At 63.4% G+C, this 21,986-nt stretch carries 17 protein-coding genes; 14 read left to right on the forward strand and 3 right to left on the reverse strand.

Translation table 11 applies throughout. The features are described 5' to 3' along the window. Positions 1–5: 5 nt before the first annotated feature. Together ACR9ZJ_RS02270 and ACR9ZJ_RS02275 are read left to right on the forward strand one after the other, a co-directional pair. Complete coding sequence (locus ACR9ZJ_RS02270; RefSeq protein WP_481286752.1) at positions 6–944, forward strand: MlaD family protein; 939 nt, start codon at positions 6–8, stop codon at positions 942–944. Beyond that, entirely contained in the window at positions 941–1,546 is a 606-nt protein-coding gene (locus ACR9ZJ_RS02275) for an ABC-type transport auxiliary lipoprotein family protein (RefSeq protein ID WP_481286753.1), read from the forward strand. Before ACR9ZJ_RS02270 ends, ACR9ZJ_RS02275 begins: the two co-directional genes overlap by 4 nt. A 20-nt stretch (positions 1,547–1,566) precedes the next feature. On the opposite strand, the gene ACR9ZJ_RS02280 is transcribed toward ACR9ZJ_RS02275, so the two are convergent. The 3 genes from ACR9ZJ_RS02280 to ACR9ZJ_RS02290 form a co-directional block, all read right to left on the reverse strand. Further along, positions 1,567–3,780 (reverse strand): hypothetical protein, encoded by a 2,214-nt coding sequence (locus tag ACR9ZJ_RS02280; protein ID WP_481286754.1) that lies wholly within the window; start codon positions 3,778–3,780, stop codon positions 1,567–1,569. Between the two features lie 120 nt (positions 3,781–3,900). Further along, positions 3,901–4,548: an alpha-ketoglutarate-dependent dioxygenase AlkB family protein gene (locus ACR9ZJ_RS02285; protein WP_481286755.1), complete on the reverse strand. Its 648-nt coding sequence runs from the start codon at positions 4,546–4,548 to the stop codon at positions 3,901–3,903. Then, complete coding sequence (locus ACR9ZJ_RS02290; RefSeq protein ID WP_481286756.1) at positions 4,497–5,897, reverse strand: amidase; 1,401 nt, start codon at positions 5,895–5,897, stop codon at positions 4,497–4,499. The genes ACR9ZJ_RS02285 and ACR9ZJ_RS02290 overlap by 52 nt, the downstream gene beginning before the upstream one ends. Positions 5,898–6,043: 146 nt before the next feature. On the opposite strand from ACR9ZJ_RS02290, the gene ACR9ZJ_RS02295 reads away from it, so the two are divergent. The 12 genes from ACR9ZJ_RS02295 (at position 6,044) to ACR9ZJ_RS02350 (ending at position 21,977) form a co-directional block, all read left to right on the forward strand. Then, the gene (locus tag ACR9ZJ_RS02295; protein WP_481286757.1) at positions 6,044–7,651 is read left to right on the forward strand and encodes an electron transfer flavoprotein-ubiquinone oxidoreductase; all 1,608 of its coding nucleotides are present in this window, start codon (positions 6,044–6,046) and stop codon (positions 7,649–7,651) included. A 136-nt stretch (positions 7,652–7,787) separates the two neighbouring features. After that, positions 7,788–9,737: a glycosyltransferase gene (locus tag ACR9ZJ_RS02300; RefSeq protein WP_481286758.1), complete on the forward strand. Its 1,950-nt coding sequence runs from the start codon at positions 7,788–7,790 to the stop codon at positions 9,735–9,737. Further along, positions 9,734–11,788: a glycoside hydrolase family 99-like domain-containing protein gene (locus ACR9ZJ_RS02305; protein WP_481286791.1), complete on the forward strand. Its 2,055-nt coding sequence runs from the start codon at positions 9,734–9,736 to the stop codon at positions 11,786–11,788. Before ACR9ZJ_RS02300 ends, ACR9ZJ_RS02305 begins: the two co-directional genes overlap by 4 nt. Positions 11,789–11,878: 90 nt before the next feature. Then, complete coding sequence (locus tag ACR9ZJ_RS02310; protein WP_481286759.1) at positions 11,879–12,625, forward strand: electron transfer flavoprotein subunit beta/FixA family protein; 747 nt, start codon at positions 11,879–11,881, stop codon at positions 12,623–12,625. A gap of 22 nt (positions 12,626–12,647) precedes the next feature. Continuing rightward, positions 12,648–13,589 (forward strand): electron transfer flavoprotein subunit alpha/FixB family protein, encoded by a 942-nt coding sequence (locus tag ACR9ZJ_RS02315; protein ID WP_481286760.1) that lies wholly within the window; start codon positions 12,648–12,650, stop codon positions 13,587–13,589. A gap of 82 nt (positions 13,590–13,671) precedes the next feature. Continuing rightward, positions 13,672–15,123 carry a UbiA family prenyltransferase gene (locus ACR9ZJ_RS02320; protein WP_481286761.1) on the forward strand — a complete coding sequence of 484 codons (1,452 nt, stop codon included), beginning with the start codon at positions 13,672–13,674 and terminating at the stop codon, positions 15,121–15,123. Next, positions 15,123–16,427 carry an FAD-binding oxidoreductase gene (locus ACR9ZJ_RS02325; protein WP_481286762.1) on the forward strand — a complete coding sequence of 435 codons (1,305 nt, stop codon included), beginning with the start codon at positions 15,123–15,125 and terminating at the stop codon, positions 16,425–16,427. The genes ACR9ZJ_RS02320 and ACR9ZJ_RS02325 overlap by 1 nt, the downstream gene beginning before the upstream one ends. Before the next feature lie 2 nt (positions 16,428–16,429). Then, complete coding sequence (locus ACR9ZJ_RS02330; RefSeq protein WP_481286763.1) at positions 16,430–17,167, forward strand: SDR family oxidoreductase; 738 nt, start codon at positions 16,430–16,432, stop codon at positions 17,165–17,167. Between the two features lie 2 nt (positions 17,168–17,169). Continuing rightward, positions 17,170–18,114 (forward strand): NAD-dependent epimerase/dehydratase family protein, encoded by a 945-nt coding sequence (locus tag ACR9ZJ_RS02335; protein ID WP_481286764.1) that lies wholly within the window; start codon positions 17,170–17,172, stop codon positions 18,112–18,114. A gap of 24 nt (positions 18,115–18,138) precedes the next feature. After that, entirely contained in the window at positions 18,139–19,437 is a 1,299-nt protein-coding gene (locus ACR9ZJ_RS02340) for an NAD(P)/FAD-dependent oxidoreductase (protein ID WP_481281351.1), read from the forward strand. Beyond that, positions 19,434–19,862, forward strand: a complete 429-nt coding sequence (locus tag ACR9ZJ_RS02345; RefSeq protein ID WP_481286765.1) for a GtrA family protein — start codon at positions 19,434–19,436, stop codon at positions 19,860–19,862. The genes ACR9ZJ_RS02340 and ACR9ZJ_RS02345 overlap by 4 nt, the downstream gene beginning before the upstream one ends. Before the next feature lie 24 nt (positions 19,863–19,886). After that, positions 19,887–21,977 carry a hypothetical protein gene (locus tag ACR9ZJ_RS02350; protein ID WP_481286766.1) on the forward strand — a complete coding sequence of 697 codons (2,091 nt, stop codon included), beginning with the start codon at positions 19,887–19,889 and terminating at the stop codon, positions 21,975–21,977. Positions 21,978–21,986 lie beyond the last annotated feature (9 nt).

Below are 21,986 nucleotides of genomic sequence, written 5' to 3' on the forward strand. Positions count from 1 at the left end.
AGACCATGGAAACCCGTGCCCATCATGTCTTGATAGGACTGTTCACCGTCCTCGTCGTCCTCTTCGGCCTCGGCTTCGGTGTCTGGCTGGCAAAGGCGCATTCGGACCAGGAGTGGAATTACTACGACATCGTCTTCAACGAGGCGGTGACCGGCCTCTCCAAGGGTGGCGCCGTGCAGTACAACGGCATCCGCCTGGGCGACGTCATGCAATTGCGCCTGGACCCGGAAGATCCGCGCCGCGTGCTCGCCCGCGTCCGCGTGGAGGGCGACACGCCCCTGCGCAAGGACACCCATGCCAAGCTCGCCCTGACCGGGGTGACCGGCGTGGCGATCATCCAGCTTTCCGGCGGCTCGCCGGGCAGCCCGCTGCTGGTGGGCCACGATGGCGAAGTGCCGGTGATCATCGCCGATCCCTCCCCCTTCGCCCGCCTGCTGGCCAACGGCGAGGATCTCATCACCAATATCAACCAGGCCGCGGCGCGGGCCAGCGAACTCCTCTCCAAGGAAAACGTGCACCGGATCGAGAACACCCTCGATCACCTGGACAAGACCACGGGCGTGATCGCAGACGAGCGAGAGGACATCCGTTCCCTTATCAAGCAACTGGCCCTGGCCACCCAACAGGCCAACGACACGCTGGCCGAGAGCCGTACCCTGGTGCACAACGCCAACGGGCTCATCGATGGCCAGGGCAAGGCGACGCTGGAAAGCGCGCAGCGTGCGATGGCTTCGCTGGAGCATTCGATGGCGTCGGTCGACCGCCTGCTCAACGACAACAGCGATGCGATCAATGGTGGTGCCGCGAGCCTGGGCGAACTCGGGCCCGCGTTGCGCGAACTGCGCGACACGCTGGGCTCTCTGCGTTCCATCACGCGTCGCCTCGACGAGAATCCCAGCGGCTATCTGTTCGGCCGCGAAAAGACCAAGGAGTTCACCCCATGAGCCGTGCCCGCCTCGCCGCTCCGTTGGTTCTCGCGCTACTGACGGCGTGCTCGATCCTGCCCAAGACGGAAACGCCACATATCTATACGTTGCCGGCCGCGCCCGGCGCTCGCCCCGCCTCGCCGGCACCGGTGAACTGGGCACTGCGCGTCGCGGCACCGAATGCGCCGCGCGCGCTGGACAACTCGCGCATCGCGGTCGTGCCGGAATCGAACACCATCACGGTGTACGGCGGCGCCCGCTGGGCGGATACCTCGCCGCACCTCTTCCGCGAACGCCTGGCCGATGCCTTCCGCGATACCGGGCGCGTCGCCGCGATCAGCACGGACGACAGCAACCTCGCGGCCGACTACGAACTGGGCGGCGGGCTGGGAGCGTTCCAGACCGAGTACGTGGGCGGCAAGCCGGAAGTAGTGATCCGCTACGACGCGGTACTGGCGAGCACGCGCAAGCACCAGATCGTGGGTAGCCGTCGCTTCGAGGTGCACGAGCCCGTCGATGGGAAGGAGGTACCGCGGGTGGTCGAGGCATTCGGACGGGCGATGGATAAGGTGTCGGCGGACGTGGTGGGATGGACGTTGCAGACGGTGCCGGCGAAATAAGGTTTTCTCCGTCCGCAGGCCTAGTGTCGGTGGCGCCACGCATAGGCGACCAACGCAAGGGGATCGAAGCGGAACCCCAGACGGTGCTCTCCGGCAGGCACGCAGACGGCGCGGAACATGCCATTGGCCCGATGGATGGGAATGGTCTCGCCATCCAGCTCCCCTTTCCAGCCGGGGTAATCCAGATCGCCCATGGCGAGCCAGGCATCCGATGCCGCCGTCACTCGCAGGTCCGTGCGCGTGGGGGTCGCCGCGACGACCACGGCGGTAGCGGTGCCCTTGCACGAATCCGCCACTGCACTGGCCACCGCGAAGTCTTCATCGTCTCGGGGCGTAAGCCAGAGCATGCGGCTGAAATCGGTACGGGTGAACTCGTCCACGTCAGGCGCGACGTCGACGTCCAATAGCGTCGCCGATGTGGGGTTGAGCAGGCGTGGATAGGCACCTTCGTTGCGCCAGATATCCACGTCCTTCGTTGACTGAGCGATCGAATAGCCGGCAGGTGCATGGAAGGATGGCCGGTCGGTGCGATGACCCACCACGAGGTATCTCACGCTCAACAAATCATCCAGTCGGTTTCCCGGCGGCTCGTTGTATGGTGCCGGGCCTTGAGGGCCATTGCTGCTTTCGCGAGGTCGGTACCACGTTTCATACAGCGCGTAACGCAACGGGTTATAGCCCCGTGTGGACGAGATACCCAGCAAGGAGCCGGAGTTGTCCCATGTGGTACGCGTATCGATCGTGCTGATGCGGTAAGGCAATGCGTCGCCTTCGTGGCCAAGGCTCTCCACCAGGTAACCCACCGCCGGACTCTTCACGAAGCGCGCGGCACCATTAGCCGTCTCGTTGAACGTGCCGTTGAGGTTGAAACTCCGGTAGTCGGCGACCAGCACCGCCATGAACCAAAGCGCGGCTCGCCATGAGCTACCTGGACGCCCCAATTGCCAGAGCGCCGCGCCCGCCACCACCACCGCCAGGAAGATCGCCGCATGGCGATCTTCCGTGGCCAGGCAAAGGACGACGAGCCACAACGTGGCGCCTGCGAGAAGCACCACCGGTTCTCGCCGCGACTCCAGTCGTATCCGGCTCGCGGCGATCCCGCTGATGACGGCCATCGCAAAGTTGAAGAGGTAGGCGGCGTCGGCAGGTCGTCGAAAATGGACGAGCCCAGGCAACCAGGAATACAGCAAGCCGTAAATGGGCGTATTCGTGCCGAGCATGTAGACGACCGCAAGCAGTGCGAGGATGCCGGACGATGCCAGCGCGGGACGCAAGGTGGAAGCGGCCCAGGCACGCGGCAGGCCCCATAGCGCCAGGAGCGGAAGCGTCCCTATGTAGAGAAATGCTGAAACGACATCGAGTGGCGCCTTCGACAAGTTGCGCAGGCCGTCGAAGGCATTGGGGTCGAGCAGGAACAGGAATGCCCGGACATCCAGCGATCCTGCGGCCGCGGCGGCCAATGGCAGGTCCATCCGGTTCGAAACGGACATGGCCGCCCAACTGAAAACCAGCTGGGGCAAGCCCAGGACGGACGCGACGACGATGGCGAGGAACGTGCCGACGAACCAGTGTCGACGTTGGGCTGGCGAGTAACCCTTCCAGCATCGGGCGGTGGCGATCACAGCCTTTGCCACGATGACGAGGACGAACAAATAGGTGATCTGGACGAGTTGCGTGACCATCGCACCGGCAGCGAGTCCCAGTGGCAGGCCGCGCCGCCATCCCGGGTTCCGTAGGAATTGACTCAGCGCAAGGAGAACCACCGGAACATAGGCATATGCGATGACGTCGGGGACGTGTTCCAGGCGGGATGCCGCGACACCACCCGCCATGAACACCGAGGCGCCAAGCAAGGGGCCCAGCGCGTTACCCCCATAGCGCCTCAAGATGTCGAGCATCGCGGCGCCACCCATGAGCACGTGAAGCAAGACACCCCAAGCGAACCAGACCGCCCCAGGGTTTGCCGGCAAGAGCATCCACGCCATGAGGAGTGGCGAGAACATCATTCCCTGGGGGTCACCAATCTGCGGGTAACCCGCATAGATATATGGGTTCCACCAAGGCGCAAGTCCCCCACGCAGGCTATGGGCGTTGAAGTAGACGGTGGGATAGAACTGGTCCAGCGCGTCCCAGGGCAAGACACGGCCGCCGAAGAGAACGTTGAAGTTCAGTACGATCCAGACAACGCAAAGCACGGCGAACAGCCGGCGAAAGGAGTGAATGTCTGGATTCAATGTTCCGCCGCGGAGGTCTGGTTTCGCGGCGGAGTATAGAAGAACGTGCCGCGCCTGGTGGAAGCCGACCCGCTCTTGGTGGGAGCCGACCCGGTCGGCGATGCCCCTGTGGGAACCGCTTCAGCGGCGAAGCTCCCCGATACACCGAAAGGTGAGGTTGACCCGCGGCCCCGCGACCCGCTTCCGCACCGGCAACTCATGCTTGTACAAGCGCTGCGTGTCCCCCGCCATCCGTAGCAGGCTGCCATGCGGCAGATCGATCGCCATCGGCTCGCCGCCCGCCTTCGCCCGGAAGCGGAACGTCCTCTTGGCACCCAGGCTCAAGGAAGCGATCAATGGCTCCGGACCCAGCTCCGGTTCGTCGTCGCTGTGCCAACCCATGCGGTCGCCGCCATCGCGATACAGGTTCGCCAGGACGCTGTTGAAGCGGCCGCCACACGCCTCGGTGACGCGCTCACGCAGCGTCGCCAACGCCGGCGTCCATGGGTGCGGCACCAAGCGCGTGCCCGAATAGCGGTAAGTGGCGTCCTCGTCGCCGATCCAGGCGCTCAGCCGAGGCGAGTCCACGACACGGCCAAACAGGCGGATGCGATGCACTTCCCAGGGCAATTCATCGAGCAGCCGCGCGAGCAAGGCATCGGCCTCTTCGCGGCCCAGCCACGCCGGCGCGAACGTGACGTCCGCGCCGGGCAGCGCGATGCGATACCAGCCGGAGTTCAGGCCGGCTCCACCGGGTAAGCCGGCTCGGCGTCCAGCGAGGACGCACATACGCCGGCCAGTTCGAGCAAGCGGAGATCCGAGCCGCGCGCGCCGATCAACTGCAGGCCGATCGGCATGCCGTTGGACAAGGTGCCCATGGGAATGCTCACGGCCGGGCAACCGGCAAGGCTGGCGAAGCTGCACAGGTCGGCCTGCGAGGACGGCACCGGTCCATCGAGCGGGAACGCGCCCTGCGGCGTCGTGGGCAGCACCAGCACATCGACCTGGGCGAACAGGCGGCGCATCTTCAACGTGGCCGCGTCGAGCACGAGGTCGGCCGCCACGTAGTCGGCTGCGGACTTCTTCGCCGCGAAACCGACCATGTCACGGAAACCGTTCGATACCGGGTAGGCCTCGTCGGCCAGTTCGGCCGCGAAGGTGTTGAGCATTTCCGCTTCCATCAGCAGGAGGCCGGCGCGGCGGGTCCGGGCGAAATCCCAGTCGGAAAAATCCACGGTCCGGCGTTCGCCCAGCTCGCCCTTCAGCTTCGACAGGGCGTCGTTGAACACGTCGACGACATCCTGTTCCACACCCACGGCCGCGAGATCCGGCAGGAAGCCCGCGCGGAGGTTGCCCGGCTCCCAATCCGGTGGCGAAAAGGCGACGCGGCGGCGGCGGGAACGCGCGTCGTCGGCGTCATAGCCGGCCAGCGTCTGCAAGAGCACCGTGAGGTCGTCCACGCCACGGGCGAGCAGGCCTACGGCGTCGAGGCGACGGGCGGCAGGTACGAGACCACGGGTCGAGATTTCTCCGTGGGTGGGCTTGAGCGCGTAAACACCACAATAGCTGGCGGGTACGCGGATCGAACCGAGGGTGTCCGAGCCGATGGCCGCGACCGCGAGCCCGGCGGCCACGGCGGCGGCCGCGCCGCCGGATGATCCGCCCGCCGTATAGCCCAGGCGATGCGGATTGTGCGTCGCGCCATGGAACGGGTTGTTCGTGGTCAGGCCGAGGGCACCTTCGTCCATGTTGGTCTTGCCCACCAGCACGGCCCCCGACGCGCGCAGCCGCGCGACGATGTGGGCGTCTTCCTCGGGCACGACGGTGCGTCGACGCATGCCGGCCCGCGTGGGCACCCCGGCCACGTCGAAATTGTCCTTGATGGCGATCGGCAGGCCATCGAGACGGCCGATGACACCGTCGCGACGCCGCCTGTCCGCCGCCAGGGCCTGTTCCTGGATCAGGGAGACGCTGTAGTCGGCAAAAGCGTTGAGCCGGGGGTTCAGGCGCTCGATGGCGCCCTGGTAAACGTCGGAAAGGGCCTGTGGCTGGACCCTTCCGATGGCCAGCCAATGCAGGATCTGCAGCAGTGTGGCCCGTCGCATGTCGACATCGGCGACCGGCGGCATCGTATTCATGAAATCTCCTTGCACGTGGGACGATTATGAACGCGCCATGTGAAGATCGTGCAACCCCTGATGTTTGAAACGCCGATTTGCCCCGCTCCCGGCGAAACCGGACAATGCCGGGTTGATTCCGCAGCCAGCCGATGAGTGAGCCAGCCATGAGCGAACGCGAAACCATGGAATACGACCTCGTCGTCGTCGGGGCCGGCCCGGCGGGCCTGGCGTTCGCCATTCGTACGAAACAGCTCAATCCCGAGGTATCGGTCTGCGTGATCGAAAAGGCCTCGACGATCGGCGCGCAGATCCTCTCCGGCGCCGTCATCGAGCCGGCTCCGCTCGACCGCCTGCTGCCCGACTGGCGCAAGAACCCGCCGCCGGTCTGCGTGCCGGTGGCCAGGGACGAGTTCTGGTTCCTGCGCGACCACGCCTCCGGCACCAGGCTGCCGATGACGCCGCCGCAGATGAACAATCACGGCAACTTCATCGTGAGCCTCGGAGCCCTGTGCGCCTGGCTGGCGCCGCAGGCCGAGGCGCTGGGCGTGGATGTGTTCCCGGGCTACGCCGCGGCCGAGGCCCTGTTCGACGAAGGCGGCGCGGTGAACGGCGTGCGTATCGGCGACATGGGCGTCGCGCGTGATGGCAGCCACAAGCCCGGCTACACCGAGGGCATCGACATCCGGGCCAAGGTCACCGTCCTGGCCGAAGGCTGCCGCGGCCATATCAGCAAATCGCTGATCAAGAAGTTCGACCTCGATGCCGACAGCGATCCGCAGACCTACGGCATCGGCATCAAGGAACTCTGGCAGCTGCCGCCCGGCCGGGGCGAGCCCGGCAAGGTGGTGCACACCGTCGGCTGGCCACTGACCACCGACACCTATGGCGGCAGCTTCCTGTATCACCTGGACAACGACCGCGTGGCGGTCGGCTTCGTGGTGGGCCTGGACTACCCCGATCCGAATTTCTCGCCGTTCGAGGCGTTCCAGCAGTTCAAGCACCACCCAAACGTGAAGGGCCTGCTCGATGGCGGCAGCATCGTCTCGGCGGGTGCGCGCGCCATCATCGAAGGCGGCTGGCAGTCGCTGCCGAAGGTCGAGATGCCGGGCGCGATCCTGATCGGCGATTCCGCCGGCCTGGTCAACGTGCCGAAGATCAAGGGCACCCACCAGGCCATCGCCTCGGGCATGCTCGCCGCCGAACACCTCGTCGCGTCGCAGCTGTCACCCGCCGGCTGGGATGCGAAGCTGCGCGGCTCCGCCGTCCTCGATGAACTGAAGAAGGTGCGCAACATCCGCCCCGGCTTCAACAAGGGGCTGTGGTGGGGGTTGATCAATGCGGCATGGGAAACGGTGACCGGCGGGCGCTCGCCGTGGACGCTGAAGAACCATGCGGACTGGTCGGCCCTGGGCAAGCTCGGCAAGTACGAAGCGCCGAAGAAGGACTATGTCGATCGGACGCTGGCCCCGCGCGACCGGCTTGCGAGCGTTTACTTCGCCGCGACGGAGCATGACGAGGACCAGCCGGTGCACCTGAAGGTGGCGGATACGTCCATCTGCATCGATCACTGCACCACAGAATACGGCAATCCCTGCGAGAAGTTCTGCCCGGCAGGTGTCTACGAGATCGTCCAGGATGACGCCGGTAAACGCCTGCAGATCAACTCGGCGAACTGCGTGCACTGCAAGACGTGTGACATCAAGGATCCCTACCAGATCATCACCTGGGTGACACCGGAAGGTGGCTCGGGTCCGAACTACCAGAACCTTTGACGACGTGTCCGGAAAGCTTACCTGGCGTTACCGACGAGCCGTTTCCATTGCGCAGCGGCTTCGGTCCAGCGTTGCTCTGCGCGGATGGCGCGGAACGATATCGCGCATCTCGCAGGAGTTCGCCTCGCGACCCGAGGTGGATGATTCGCTTAGCCTGCTGCCGTTGGACGTAGCGTTCGAACCGTTTGCGCTACCGTCCAGCGAACAGCCGCGAATCTCCATCGTCATTCCCGTCTACGGCAAGCTCGAATACACGCTGGCCTGCCTCCGCTCAATCGCCGCCTGTCCGCCGACGGATGCCTTCGAAGTCATCGTCGTGGACGATGCGTCGCCCGACGATAGCGCCGATACGCTGGCCCGTGTCTCGGGCATTCGCCTTTTACGTAACGCCAGCAACCTCGGTTTCGTCGGCAGTTGCAACGCCGGCGCGGCGGCAGCCCACGGCGAGTTTCTGATTTTCCTCAACAACGACACGCAGGTGATGACGGGCTGGAGCGAGGAACTGCTCCGCTGTTTCGAACTGCGTGCCGACTGTGGCATTGCCGGCAGCCAGCTTGTCTATCCCGATGGCCGCCTGCAGGAAGCCGGCGCCTGGGTGTTCGCCGATGCGTCGGCATGGAACATTGGTCGCTTCGATTCCCGCAGCGATCCCGCCGTGCGCTATGCGCGCAAGGTGGATTATGTGTCGGGGGCGTCGCTAGCGATTCGCCGTGCCGTCTTCACCGAGTTGGGCGGCTTCGACCCGCGCTTCGCTCCGGGCTATTACGAGGATACCGATCTCGCTTTTGCCGCCCGCGCGGCGGGTTATTCGGTGTGGTATGTGCCGACCAGCGTTGTAGTGCACGCGGAGGGCGTCAGCTCCGACGGCCGCATGGAAACCGGGATGAAACGGTTCCAGGCTATCAACCAGAGGAAGTTCGCCGACAAATGGCGCACGGCGCTGACCACCCAGCCGGCGGCGGGTACGCCACTCGCCCTCGTGACCAAGGCGAAACGACGCGGCACTATCCTAGTCGTGGATGTGGCGACGCCGGATGCGTCGCGCGACTCGGGTTCGTTGCGCCTGATCTCGATGATGCGCCTGCTCGTCGAAGACGGCTGGCACGTCGTGTTCGCGCCAGACGATGGCCGCGCCGACGATGGAGGGATCCGGGAACTGGGCCGCCTCGGCATCGAGGTCATCGCGCGCCCCTGGGTGGATGGCGTTCCGTCCTGGCTGCTATGTTTTGCTGAGGACTTGCATGCGGCGATCCTCAGCCGGCACATGGTCGCCTCGCAGTACACGAGCTTCGTTCGCCGGCATGCGCCCGACGCAAAGGTCATCTTCGACACGGTGGACCTGCACTTCCTGCGCGAGGAGCGCGCGGCGGAGCGTGGGGGTAACGCATCGCTGGCACGGCAGGCGGCGACAACGCGAGAGCAGGAGCTGAAACTGATTGCCGAAGCGGATACCACGTTCGTCGTTAGCGACTACGAACGGGACTTGCTGAGCAGACTGATACCGAGCGCGAATGTCGAGCTTCTTTCGAATATCCACGAGGTATATGGCCGGACCGGCGGTCATGATGGTCGTCGCGACCTGCTCTTCGTCGGAGGGTTCGGTCATCCGCCGAATGCGGATGCCATGAACTGGATGGTATCGGAGATCCTGCCGGCGCTGCGACGCGTGGCGCCTGGCGCGAACATCCTCGTCGCAGGTGACGTACCTGAAGGAAATCGCCGTTTGCTATCCGACGCAGGCCTCCACATGCTCGGTCGCGTGCCCGATCTCGAGCCTTTGATGTCTTCGTCGCTGGCCGCGATCGCGCCATTACGGTTCGGCGCGGGAGTTAAGGGGAAGATCAACATGGCGATGAGTCATGGACTGCCCGTGATCGCCAGCACCGTGGCGGTCGAAGGAATGAGGCTGGAGAGCGGCGTGGACGTGCTGGTCGCCGATACGGCCGAAGCGTTTGCGTCCGCCTACCTGCGTCTTGTCCGCGACACGTCACTCTGGACGTCCCTGTCCGACAATGCGGTCGAAAACGTCCGTGCCCACTTCTCCGCCGAAGCGGCACGTGACGCGCTGCGTCGCGCGATACTCTGAGCATGCCCTTGAAACACCGCCTACGCTCCCTGGTATTTCGCAGCCTTCGCCTCGGCTTCCGGCTCACACCCATGCCCGCCGCGACGCGGGACCGCCTGCGCCAGCGTTTCCTTGCCCGTCACGCCGACCTCGTCCCTGCAGGTCCCGTTGGCCAGGCGGCCACCACGGTGTCGATGCGACCGTACGATCATGCGGCCCACCGCACGCTCGGCTACGTGGAGCGGCGGCATGCCTCCTTGCCCGACCCGTTGCCCGCGACCGTCGTCGCCTTCTACCTCCCGCAGTTCCACCCGATCCCCGAGAATGATCGCTGGTGGGGTCCGGGCTTCACCGAGTGGCGGAACGTCACGCGGGCGCTGCCGCAGTTCGAGGGACACCTGCAGCCAAAGCTTCCAACCGACCTTGGCTATTACGATTTGCGCCTGCCGCAGGTGATGCGCGAGCAGATGACGCTCGCGCGCGAATACGGCGTCGGCGCATTCTGTACGTATTTCTACTGGTTTGCGGGCAAGACGCTGCTCGAAGCGCCATTGCGGCAATGGCTGGACGATCCGTCGCTCGACCTGCCGATCTGCCTCTGCTGGGCCAACGAAAACTGGTCCCGCCGTTGGGATGGCCGCGAAGAAGACCTGCTGATCAGCCAGAAGCATAGCGCCGAAGACGATCTCGCCTTTATCGCGTACGTGGCGCCCTACCTGCGCGATGCACGCTACCTGCGCGTCGACGGCAAACCCATGCTGCTGGTCTATCGGCCGGGCCTGCTTCCGGAACCGCGTGCCACGTCGACGCGTTGGCGTGCATGGTGCCGCGAGAACGGCATCGGCGAGATCCATCTCGCGTACGTGCAGAGTTTCGACAATGTCGATCCGTCCAGCATCGGTTTCGATGCCGCCGTGGCGTTCCCGCCGAACAACACCAGTCTCACTCCTATCACCGCGACCAAGCGACTGATCAATCCTGATTTCACCGGCCAGGTGCTGGACTGGCGCGAGCTCGCAAAGGCGAGCGTCACCGCGCCGGAACCCTCCTACCTGCTCTATCCCGGGGTGAACCCGGGCTGGGACAACGAAGCGCGCCGTGCCGGACGCGGACGCAGCCTCGTGTACGCGACGCCGCGAGCGTTTTCTTCGTGGACTCGCGAAGCGATCGCAGTCGCGCGGCGCCGCACGCCCATCACGCCCCTCGTCTTTGTGAACGCCTGGAACGAATGGGCCGAAGGAGCTGTCCTCGAGCCCGATACGAAATACGGTTACGCGTGGCTCGAGGCGATCCGGCGGGCACTCACCAATGAGGCAATCGCGCCCAAGCGTCCCTGTACCGTGGTCCACGTCTGGTACGTGGAACTGCTGGAGGAAATCGTCAACGCGATCCGGGCGACGGGGCTACCCTTCCGCGTCGTCCTCACCGTGCCCACCGAGCGCGAAGATGCCGTCCGGCGCGAGCTCTCCAGGTTGTCGTTCGACGCGGAACTGTTCGTATCGCCCAACCGAGGGCGGGACATCCTGCCGTTCCTGAAGGTGGCAGCGCGTTTGCTTGACGAGGGCGAGGACGTGGTCCTCAAGCTGCATACCAAGCGGTCGACGCATCGCGAGAACGGTGCCTCGTGGCGTGCTGAACTCCTTGAGCGACTAGTCGCGCCGCTCCGCGCCAATGCCATCGCGAAAGCCTTCAGCACCCAGCCGGATCTGGGTTTGGTGGCTGCCGAGGGTCACGTCCAGCCGCTCGCCTCCTTCGTGGGGGCGAATGCTGGAAACCTGGCCTACCTTTGTTCGTTGGCTGGCTTGGCGCAGGCCCCGGACCCATTGGCCAGCTTTGTGGCAGGAAGCATGTTCTGGTGCCGCCTGACCGCGTTGACGCCGCTGATCGACGCTCCGCTGACCGAAGCCGAGTTCGCTGCCGAGGCAGGCCAGGTGGACGGCACGATGGCGCATGCCGTCGAGCGGGCCGTGTCACTTTCAGCGTCCGGCCTCGGATTCCGCATGGCCACGGCGGCTTCGATCGTAGGTGACCCAGAGCCCCACGGACCGTATCCATACGCCCAACAATCGTAAGTTTCGGCCCTTCGGCCGAGATTCGCTAGAATGCCCCGTCTACCTCTACGTTGAGCGCCCCCGGGCGCCCTTTTTCCACAGGAACCCCGAATGAAGATTCTGGTCGGCTACAAGCGCGTCGTGGATTACAACGTCCGTATCCAGGTGAAACCTGACGGCACCGGCGTGGTCACGGACGGCGTGAAGCTCTCCGCCAACCCGTTCGACGACATCGCTCTCGAAGAAGCCCTGCGTCTGCGCGAGAAGGGCGTGGCCGAGGAAGTCATCGTGGTCGGCATCGGCCCGGTGGACCTCACGGCCCACCTGCGCAACGGCCTGGCCATGGGCGCCAACCGGGCCATCCACGTCCAGACCGCCGATGCCGTGTCCCCGCTGACCGCCGCCCGTACTTTTCTCAAGCTCATTGAGAAAGAGCAGCCCGGCCTGGTCATCCTGGGCAAGCAGGCCATCGACGACGACGCCAACCAGACGGGCCAGATGCTGGCCGCCCTGTGGGACCGCCCCCAGGCGACGTTTGCCAGCAAGGTCGAGATTGCCGACGGCAAGGCCACAGTCACCCGTGAAGTGGACGCCGGCCTCGAGACCATCGAAGCCGACCTCCCGTCCGTGATTACCACGGATCTGCGCTTGAACGAGCCCCGCTTCATCAAGCTCCCGGACATCATGAAGGCCAAGGCCAAGCCGATCGACGTGATCGAGCTGGACTCGCTGGGCATCGATGCCGCCGACCACATCAAGACCACGCACTACGCCGCCCCAGCCAAGCGCAGCAAGGGTGTGATGGTGAAGGACGCCGCCGAACTCGTCGCGGCCCTCAAGCAGAAGGGCCTGCTGTAAAGCAGCCGACCGGAGAACCGACATGTCCAAGATCCTCGTTATCGCCGAACACCTCGATGGCAAGCTCAATGGCGCCACGGCTCGTGCCGTCAGCGCCGCTGTTGCCGTCAAGCCGGACTCCATCGACGTCATCGTGCTATCTGACGCGCCCGACGCTGTCGCCTTCGAAGCCGCGAAAATCGACGGCGTCAGCAAGGTGCTGACCGTGGCCCGCGCCGAGAATGCGCATGCCCTGGCCGCCATCCTCGCGCCCCAGATCGCCAAGCTCGCTGCCGGCTACACCCACGTCTTCGCGCCTTCGACCACCTTCGGCAAGGACCTCGCCCCGCGTGTAGCCGCCCTGCTTGGCGTGTCGCAGGTAAGCGACGTGATGAGCGTGGAAGGTGCGCACAGCTTCAAGCGCCCCATTTACGCCGGCAACGCCATCGTCACGGTGGACGTGGACGCGGCCTCGACCGTCGTTGCCACGATCCGCACGGCCTCGTGGCCGGCGGCTGCTTCGAATGGCTCCGCTCCGGTCGAAGCACTGACCGTCGACGCCACCCTGCCCTCGTACACGCGCTTCGTGAACCTGCAGCAGGGCAAGAGCGACCGTCCGGATCTGCAGGGCGCCGCCAAGGTGGTCAGCGGTGGCCGGGGAGTGGGCTCGAAGGAAAACTTCGAGATCATCTACAAGTTTGCTGACAAGATCGGTGCAGGCGTGGGTGCTTCGCGCGCCGCGGTTGATGCCGGTTACTGCCCGAACGAGATGCAGGTTGGCCAGACGGGCAAGATCATCGCGCCGGAGCTTTATATGGCGATCGGTATCTCGGGCGCGATCCAGCACCTGACAGGTATCAAGGACGCCGGCACGATCGTCGCGATCAACAAGGATGGCGAAGCGCCGATCTTCGAGATTGCGGATATCGGTCTGGTGGGGGATCTGTTCAAGATTCTTCCGGAGCTGGAGGCGGCGATTGGTTGATCTATACAACCAGGCGCCGCAGCGCCCAGGGTCTTGTGCGAGAGGCCGCGACGCGTGTCGCGGCCGTTATGCTTGAAAGGGGATGCAAATGGCGGTCACGGCGATGGATCACGCAGCGAAGGGTGGTATACCTCTTTGCGTCGACCTGGATGGAACACTTATCCGATCCGACTTGTTAGTCGAGTCATCGCTGGCCTTGCTTGCCCGCCAGCCGTTGGCAATTTTTTCCATGCTCGGCTGGTTCCTCCGGGGCAAGGCACATCTCAAGCGACAGATTGCGCAGCGCGTCGAGTTGGACCCCGCTACACTCCCATATAACCAGGAACTGATCGCGTGGGTAAGTGAACAACGCTCGGAGCGGCATGTCGTACTTTGCACCGCTTCCGACGTAAAGCTGGCGACACCCGTCGCCGAACACACGGCCATCTTCGATGAGGTCATCGCCAGTGATGGCGATATCAACCTGTCAGGATCGAACAAGGCCAAAGCACTCGTCGATCGTTTCGGCGACAAGAGCTTCGATTACATCGGCAACGCGCCGATCGATCTGGCGGTGTGGAAGCACGCCCGCGCCGCGCTTGTCGTTGAGAGCGGCCACGCGCTCTCGAAGGCTGCCGCCAAGATCGCCTCGGTCGAGAAGCGTTTCGAAGTGCGCGCTGGCGGCATCAAGGCATGGGCCAAGGCTCTGCGCGTGCACCAGTGGATCAAGAACGTCCTCGTCTTTCTGCCGATGCTCGCATCGCACCGCGTGTTCGAAATCGATGCCCTGGCGACAACGCTGCTGGCATTCATGTGCTTCGGGCTGTGTGCATCAAGTGTATATCTAACCAACGACCTGCTGGACCTGCCATCCGACAGGCAACATCACCGCAAGCGCAACCGCCCCTTCGCGGCTGGTACGCTTCCGTTGATCGCCGGTCCGATCGCAGCGGCACTGTTGCTCATCGCGGGGTTCGGGCTGGCCTTCTTCGTCTCGCACCAGTTCGTCGCAGTACTTCTGGGCTATTACTTGCTTACGAGCGCGTACTCGATCCGGCTGAAGCGGATCATGATGCTCGATGTAGTCGTGCTCGCCACCTTGTATACCACGCGTATCCTTGCTGGCATCGCGGCCATACACACCAAGCCGTCGTTCTGGCTGCTCGCCTTTTCGATGTTCATCTTTCTCAGCCTAGCCATGGTCAAACGCTACACCGAACTCCTCGCCCTACAAGCCAGCGGCAAGGTCACGGCCAGCGGTCGCGGCTACGACGTCGACGACATCCCGCTGATACAGTCGATGGGCAGCTCGAGCGGCTATCTCGCGGTGCTCGTGCTCGCGCTCTATGTCGACAGCACGGCAAGCATGTCACTCTATCGTCATCCGCACTACCTGTGGATGCTCTGCCCGCTTCTGCTTTACTGGATCAGCCGCACCTGGGCTATCGCCCATCGTGGCGTCATGCACGACGATCCGGTAGTGTTCGCCGTACTGGACCGGACCAGCCAGGTCCTCGGCGTGATTGCTGCAGTCATCGTTGCCGCGGCCATCTGATGGCGACCGTGGGACGCTCTTGGGGTCGCTATCCGGTGACGACCGAGCAGGTCGTCGCCCTCGCGGACCGCCACGCCCTCTTGCCGAAGAGCAACCTGCCTGTCCTTCCACTGGGCAACGCTCGCAGTTACGGCGATAGCTGCCTGAATGACGGTGGCGTATTGCTGGCCGCGCGTGGCCTCGATCACTTCATCGCATTCGACCCGGCCAGCGGCGTTCTCACCTGTGAAGCGGGTGTGCTGTTTTCCGAGATCCTAGACCTGGCCGTACCGCAGGGATGGTTTCTTCCGGTCACTCCCGGAACGCGCTTCGTCACGGTCGGTGGCGCCATTGCCAACGACGTACACGGAAAGAACCATCATCGCGCGGGGACGTTCGGCCACCATGTGCTCGCGTTCGAACTGCTCCGTACCGATGGCACGCACTTGCGCTGCACCCCCACGGAAAACGCGGACTGGTTTGCGGCGACCGTCGGCGGCCTTGGTCTTACCGGTGTTGTGACGTGGGCGACTATCCAGCTGCGGCGCATCGCCGGGCCCTGGATGTCCACGGAAAACCACCGGTTCGGCAACCTCTCGGAGTTTTTCGAGCTCTCACGCGCGTCCGATCGCGACTACGAGTACACGGTGTCGTGGATCGACTGCGTGGCGAGTGGGAAAGCGCTGGGGCGAGGCCTGTTCAGCCGTGCGAATCACGCACCGGCCAGCCCCGACTCGCGTCCAGCGGCAGGAAGCAGGACGCTCGGCGTGCCGTTCACACCGCCGATTTCGCTGATCAACCCGCTCAGTCTGCGCGCGTTCAACCAGGTCTACTATCATCGCCAGCGGAAGTCGGTAGTCCACGCGACGACGCATTACCAGCCGTTCTTCTATCCGCTGGACAGCATTGCCAACTGGAACCGGATCTACGGCCCCCGGGGCTTCCTCCAGTATCAGTGCGTCGTGCCGCCGGAAGCCGCCGAAGCCACCATGGCCGAACTGGTTTCGAATATTTCAGCCGGTGGCGCGGGATCGTTCCTCGCGGTGCTCAAACAGTTCGGCGATAGACCCTCGCTGGGCATGCTGTCGTTTCCGCGGCCTGGCGCCACGCTGGCCCTGGATTTCCCGAACGGTGGCGCGCCGACGTTTGCGCTGCTCGACCGCCTCGACGCGATCGTGGACGCCGTTGGTGGCGCTGTTTATCCGGCGAAGGATGCTCGCATGTCCGGTGAGCATTTCCGTCATTACTTCCCGCAGTGGGAAGCATTCTCCCGGTTCGTCGATCCGGGGATTTCTTCAAGTTTCTGGCGTAGGGTCACGGAGTAACGATGCAACGAGTTCTGATCATCGGCGCCACATCCGCCATCGCCGAGGCCACGGCTCGCGTCTATGCGGAGCGCGGGTCACGGCTGCATCTGGTCGCGCGTAACGCCGATCGCCTCAAGACCATCACCGAAGACCTGCGTATCCGCGGCGCAGCGGAGATCGGCCACGGCAGCCTCGACGTGAATGATGTGTCCGCGCACGCCGCCGTTCTCGATGCCGCGTGGGCCGACCTTGGCGACGTCGATGTTGTACTTATCGCTCACGGCACCTTGCCCGACCAGAAGGCGTGCGAAGCATCCGTGGAAACGACACTGATCGAGTTCGCCACCAATGGCACCTCGACCATCGCCTTGCTGACGCTCATCGCCAACCGCATGCAACAGGCGGGTCGCGGCAGCATCGCGGTTATCTCTTCAGTCGCTGGCGACCGTGGTCGTTCCAGCAACTACCTGTATGGCTCGGCCAAGGCTGCGGTATCCGCCTTCCTCGGCGGCTTGCGCCAACGCATGGCCAAGCATGGCGTGGACGTCATCACCATCAAGCCCGGCTTCGTCGATACGCCTATGACTCGCGAGTTCAAGAAGGGCGCCCTCTGGGCAAAACCCGAGGCCATCGCGTCTGGCATCGTGAAAGCTGTCGATAACGGCCGTTCGGTGGTGTACCTGCCCTGGTTCTGGTTCGGCATCATGACAATCATCCGCAGCATTCCCGAATTCCTCTTCAAGCGCCTCAACCTCTGACCATGGCAGACAAGAACAGCAAGATCGTCATCACCGGCGCCGCCGGACTCGTCGGCCAGAACCTTATCGTCGAGCTCAAGAACCAGGGGTTCAGCCAGCTCGTCGCTATCGATAAGCATGCCTACAACATGGGCATCCTGCGTGAACTGCATCCGGACGTCGTCGCCATCGAGGCAGACGTAGCGGTGCCGGGCGACTGGGAAAAGGCGTTCACCGGAGCGGCGTGCGTAGTCCAACTGCACGCGCAGATCACGAGCAAGTTCACAGAAGAGTTCGTCCGCAACAACATCGACGCCACGCGCATCGTGCTCGACGCGCTCAAACGTCACCAAGTGCCTTACCTGGTGCACATCAGCTCATCGGTGGTCGTGTCCGTTTCCAACGATGACTATACGAACACCAAGAAGGCCCAAGAGAAGCTGGTCGTCGAGTCGGGCATCCGCCACTGTGTGCTTCGGCCGACGCTCATGTTCGGCTGGTTCGATCCCAAGCACTTTGGCTGGCTGTCACGATTCATGGCAAAAACCCCAGTGTTCCCGATCCCCGGCGACGGTCGCTACATGCGCCAGCCTCTCTACGAACGCGACTTCTGCCGCTGCATCGCGGATTGCATCGTGCGCGAACGCAATGGGGAGGTGTACGACGTGGTCGGCGATACCCGCATCGACTATGTTGACATCATCCATACGATCAAGCGGGCGAAGGGACTGAAGACCTTCATCTTGCACATTCCGTATGGGCTATTTGGCTTCCTGCTTCGCGTATTCGCACTATTCAGTGGCAAGCCGCCGTTTACTGAGAGCCAGCTCAAAGCGCTAAGCGCGGGCGATGACTTCAAGGGCGTCGACACGGAAGCCGTGTTTGGAGTGAAGCAGACGCCATTTGCCGATGCTGTTCGTGAAAGCTATTGCGACCCCCGTTATTCCGCCATTGTCCTGAAGCGCTGACGCGCGACCACCGGATCGTTCACCATGACCCAGCCACAACGCATCGCCGTCCTTGGCGCAGGCCCGATGGGTCTTGCTGTCGCCTATCAACTAGCCCGCGACGGGCACCACCCCGTGGTGTTCGAAGCCGACGACCGAGTGGGTGGGATGACTGCGTGCTTCGATTTCGACGGCCTGAGCATTGAACGCTACTACCACTTCCACTGTATTTCGGATTCAGGCTTCCTCACCATGCTGGACGAGCTTGGCCTCGCCAACCGCATGCACTGGACCGAAACGAAGATGGGCTACTGGTACAACAAGCGACTGCAGCCTTGGGGTAACCCGATTGCTTTGCTGAAGTTCAAAGGACTGGGTATGGTGGCCAAAGTCCGCTACGGGCTGCACGCCTTCCTGTCCACGAAGCGCAAGCGCGAGGACTGGCGTCCTCTCGACCATGTCGAGGCTACCAGCTGGATTCGCCGCTGGGTTGGCGAAGAGGCCTGGCGCGTGTTGTGGCAGCGCCTTTTCGATTACAAGTTTTACGACTACAGTGACAACTTGTCGGCCGCATGGATCTGGAGCCGCATTCGCCGTATTGGCACTTCGCGCTACGACTTGTTTCGAGAAAAGTTAGGCTATCTCGAAGGTGGTTCCGACACACTGCTCAACGGTATGAAGGCGTGGATCGAAAGCAACGGCGGCGAGATCCGGCTCTCAACGCCGGTGCGCAAGGTCGTCATCGAGGGTGGCGCGGTCAGGGGGCTAGAGACGGTCAACGGCACTGAATCATTTGATAAGGTCATCAGCACCGTTCCGCTGCCGTTTGTCCCGCGCCTGATGCCGGACCTTCCGAGCGATATTCGCGAGAAGTTCTCCGCACTGAAAAATGTTGCCGTCGTCTGCGTCATCGCAAAGTTGAAAAGGCAGGTCACCGAGAACTTCTGGCTCAATACGAACGACGACGACATGGATATCCCGGGCCTGGTGGAATACACCAACCTGCGCCCCCTCGATCATCATGTGGTGTACGTCCCGTTCTATATGCCCGGAGAACATCCAAAGTACGGCGACGCCGACGAAGTGTTCACGGGGAAGGTGCGCCGCTACCTCAAGATGATCAATCCGTCCCTGACTGACGACGACTTCATTGATATCCGCGCCAACCGTTACCGCTATGCACAACCGATCTGCCCACCCGGGTACCTGGACAGCATTCCCTCGAGAAAGCTACCCATCGACGGTCTGTGGGTGGCCGATACGTCGCACTACTACCCAGAAGACCGCGGCATCTCCGAGAGCATCGATTTTGGCCGAATGATGGCTCGCGAGGCGGTGTCGTGACTGCCGGCACGGCAGCGTCTCCCAAGAGCAAGTCCCGGGTGAGTCAACAGTTCCTGCTATTCGTACTGGTAGGTGGGACCGCGGCGGCTGTGAACTTCAGTTCCCGCATCGTCTTTAGCCTCTGGCTTAGCTATGCGGTCGCGATCGTCGTGGCTTACCTTCTGGGCATGACGACGGCCTTCTGCCTGAACCGCCTGTTCGTCTTCCGCGAGACCACAACGCCGCTACGCCATCAGGCGATATGGTTCATCATCGTAAACCTGTTTGCCGTGGCGCAGACGCTTGCCATCAGCCTGCTGCTGGCGCGCTGGCTTCTCCCGGTGCTGGGATGGACGTGGCAACTGGAACTGTGCGCTCACGCAGTCGGCGTCGCCGTCCCGGTCTTCACGAGCTATTTTGGCCACAAGTACCTCTCCTTTCGTTGACTCTTCCAGAGCACGCCCCACACCATGATGATGAGGAACTCCTCCGACGGCAAAGTCCATGTCCGCCGCGTAGCGCACTGGCTTGCCCTCGTACTCGGCGCATCTATAGTCGCGATGGCTCTATTCGGTGTCATCAGAGCCTATTCCCCGGTGCCCTTCTGGGACATGTGGGACGGCTACATCGGCTTCTTCTACCGCGTCCAAGACAGTGTGCCCCAGGCATGGTGGGGCCAGCACAACGAGCATCGAATCTTCCTGTCGAGACTGCTGTTCTGGGCTGACCTTCACTGGTTCCGTGGACAGGGAATCTCCCTGCTTGTCGTCAACGCATCGCTCGCCGCATGCACAGGCATTCTTTTCTGTCGCGCGGCGCGCTGGGCACTTCGGGGAACCGCAGGAGAGTCGTCCGCACCCCTGATATACGCGCTGTTCCTGGCGATGGCCTTTTTCTGGAGTCAGGAGAACAACCTGACGTGGGGGTTCCAGAGCCAGTTCCTGCTTGCCCAGTTGCTGCCGGCAACGGCGCTCTACTGCCTTGCTCGCTCGCAGTGCTCCGAGTCCTATGGCACTCCATGGTTCCTTGTAGGCGTGGTCCTGGGCATAGCGTCAGCAGGCACGATGGCCAATGGCACCCTCGCACTCCCAGCCATGCTCGTCTTCGCCATAGCTGCCGGACTTTCGTGGCGACATATCACTTTCCTGGCCGTCCTTGCCTGCGCGACGCTCGCAGCCTATTTCCAAAGCTATGTCGCCGTTGGCAACGTTCCGCTGTCGAGCGTGCTTCTGACCAAGCCTGCCGAAGTCACGAAGTTCATGCTCATGTACCTGGGCAGCCCGGTCTATTTCGCACTAATGCATGTGAAAGGTGCCGGCGTGGCAGCGATGGTTGCCGGTGCCTCGCTCATCGCCATCGCCGCGTTGCGTACCATAGCAATCTGGCGGGTGCGCAGACAGCATCCGCTCGAACTAGCCATGTTGGCCTTCCTTCTGTATATCGACATGACCGCCTGTGGCACAGCGCTCGGGCGGGTAACGGGTGGACTGGCGCAAGCATTGTCCAGCCGCTATACCACGCCAGCGATCATGGCGTGGATGGCAACTATCATCCTTGGCCTGCCATGGATTATCACCCGACCGCGTCGGCTCGTATGGGCCAGCGCCACTGCCATAGCGCTGTTGATTGCCATGGTGCCGTACCAACGAACGGCACTCTCACCACGCGGGAAAATGCGATTCGACCGTATGGTAGCGGCCTCTGCCCTGACCCTTGGAGTGCGCGACGAGCTTATCATCGGACAGGTATTCCCGTTTACTGACATGGCTCTATCGTTGGCGGACCGCGCGCAGCGCGACCGTATCTCCGTATTCGGCAGTGAACCGCTCGTTGGCGCGCGCGACCGCATAGGCACGAGCGAGGTATTCGAAGGCGCGGCTTGCGAAGGGCACGTCGAGGTGGCAGACGTAGCAGCCCTGAACCGCTTTGCCTTGCGAGTATCTGGGTGGGTGGTTGGCCCGGCGCGCGATGCGCCGGATCGAATCGACATCGTCGATACCCGTGGGCACGTCGTCGGGCTCGCCGTCGACGGTCAGCCCCGCCGCCAGGGTGACGGCTTCATGGGCTATCTGGTTACGAAACCTGCGCCTGGAGATCTCACGTTTGTGCTGCGGGGCGCTGCCTGCCAGTTCACTGCTAAGTTGCCACTCGCCGTTTCCACGGTACTTGAAGCACCGCACGTAGCTCTCGGGTTAGTACCGAGCCAGCGCACCGTGGGACCGAATACATTTCTCGGCACCGATATCGACCACAGCCATTTCGATGGCTTGGACGTCGCCGGCTCAATGAAGACATCGGACCGAGACACAGGCGCCGTGCGTTTGACGGTGCGTCGCGGCGAGTTTATCTATTACCGGACCGGACCGACACCTGGACGTCAAACCGTCTCGATTCCTGGCATGTTCGACGAACGCCCGCTACCGCTGGCGGTGGAGTGGCATCGTCTCGCCTTGGACGATCCCCGACTGCCAGAAACCTTTGATGTGGTAATCACGGATCATGGTGACGGGTGGGGCGAATGGTCGGCCATCGCGACGGCATCAGCACCCGCGCCCCCCTGACGTAGCCTC

The sequence above is a fragment of the Luteibacter sp. KNZ12-1A genome (assembly GCF_056755675.1).

Coding starts and splice junctions, on each gene's coding strand:
- ACR9ZJ_RS02270 (WP_481286752.1), top strand. CDS start 6: ATGGAAACCCGTGCCCATCATGTCTTGATAGGACTGTTCACCGTCCTC.
- ACR9ZJ_RS02275 (WP_481286753.1), top strand. CDS start 941: ATGAGCCGTGCCCGCCTCGCCGCTCCGTTGGTTCTCGCGCTACTGACG.
- ACR9ZJ_RS02285 (WP_481286755.1), bottom strand. CDS start 4,548: ATGTGCGTCCTCGCTGGACGCCGAGCCGGCTTACCCGGTGGAGCCGGC.
- ACR9ZJ_RS02290 (WP_481286756.1), bottom strand. CDS start 5,897: ATGAATACGATGCCGCCGGTCGCCGATGTCGACATGCGACGGGCCACA.
- ACR9ZJ_RS02295 (WP_481286757.1), top strand. CDS start 6,044: ATGAGCGAACGCGAAACCATGGAATACGACCTCGTCGTCGTCGGGGCC.
- ACR9ZJ_RS02310 (WP_481286759.1), top strand. CDS start 11,879: ATGAAGATTCTGGTCGGCTACAAGCGCGTCGTGGATTACAACGTCCGT.
- ACR9ZJ_RS02315 (WP_481286760.1), top strand. CDS start 12,648: ATGTCCAAGATCCTCGTTATCGCCGAACACCTCGATGGCAAGCTCAAT.
- ACR9ZJ_RS02320 (WP_481286761.1), top strand. CDS start 13,672: ATGCAAATGGCGGTCACGGCGATGGATCACGCAGCGAAGGGTGGTATA.
- ACR9ZJ_RS02325 (WP_481286762.1), top strand. CDS start 15,123: ATGGCGACCGTGGGACGCTCTTGGGGTCGCTATCCGGTGACGACCGAG.
- ACR9ZJ_RS02330 (WP_481286763.1), top strand. CDS start 16,430: ATGCAACGAGTTCTGATCATCGGCGCCACATCCGCCATCGCCGAGGCC.
- ACR9ZJ_RS02335 (WP_481286764.1), top strand. CDS start 17,170: ATGGCAGACAAGAACAGCAAGATCGTCATCACCGGCGCCGCCGGACTC.
- ACR9ZJ_RS02340 (WP_481281351.1), top strand. CDS start 18,139: ATGACCCAGCCACAACGCATCGCCGTCCTTGGCGCAGGCCCGATGGGT.
- ACR9ZJ_RS02350 (WP_481286766.1), top strand. CDS start 19,887: ATGATGATGAGGAACTCCTCCGACGGCAAAGTCCATGTCCGCCGCGTA.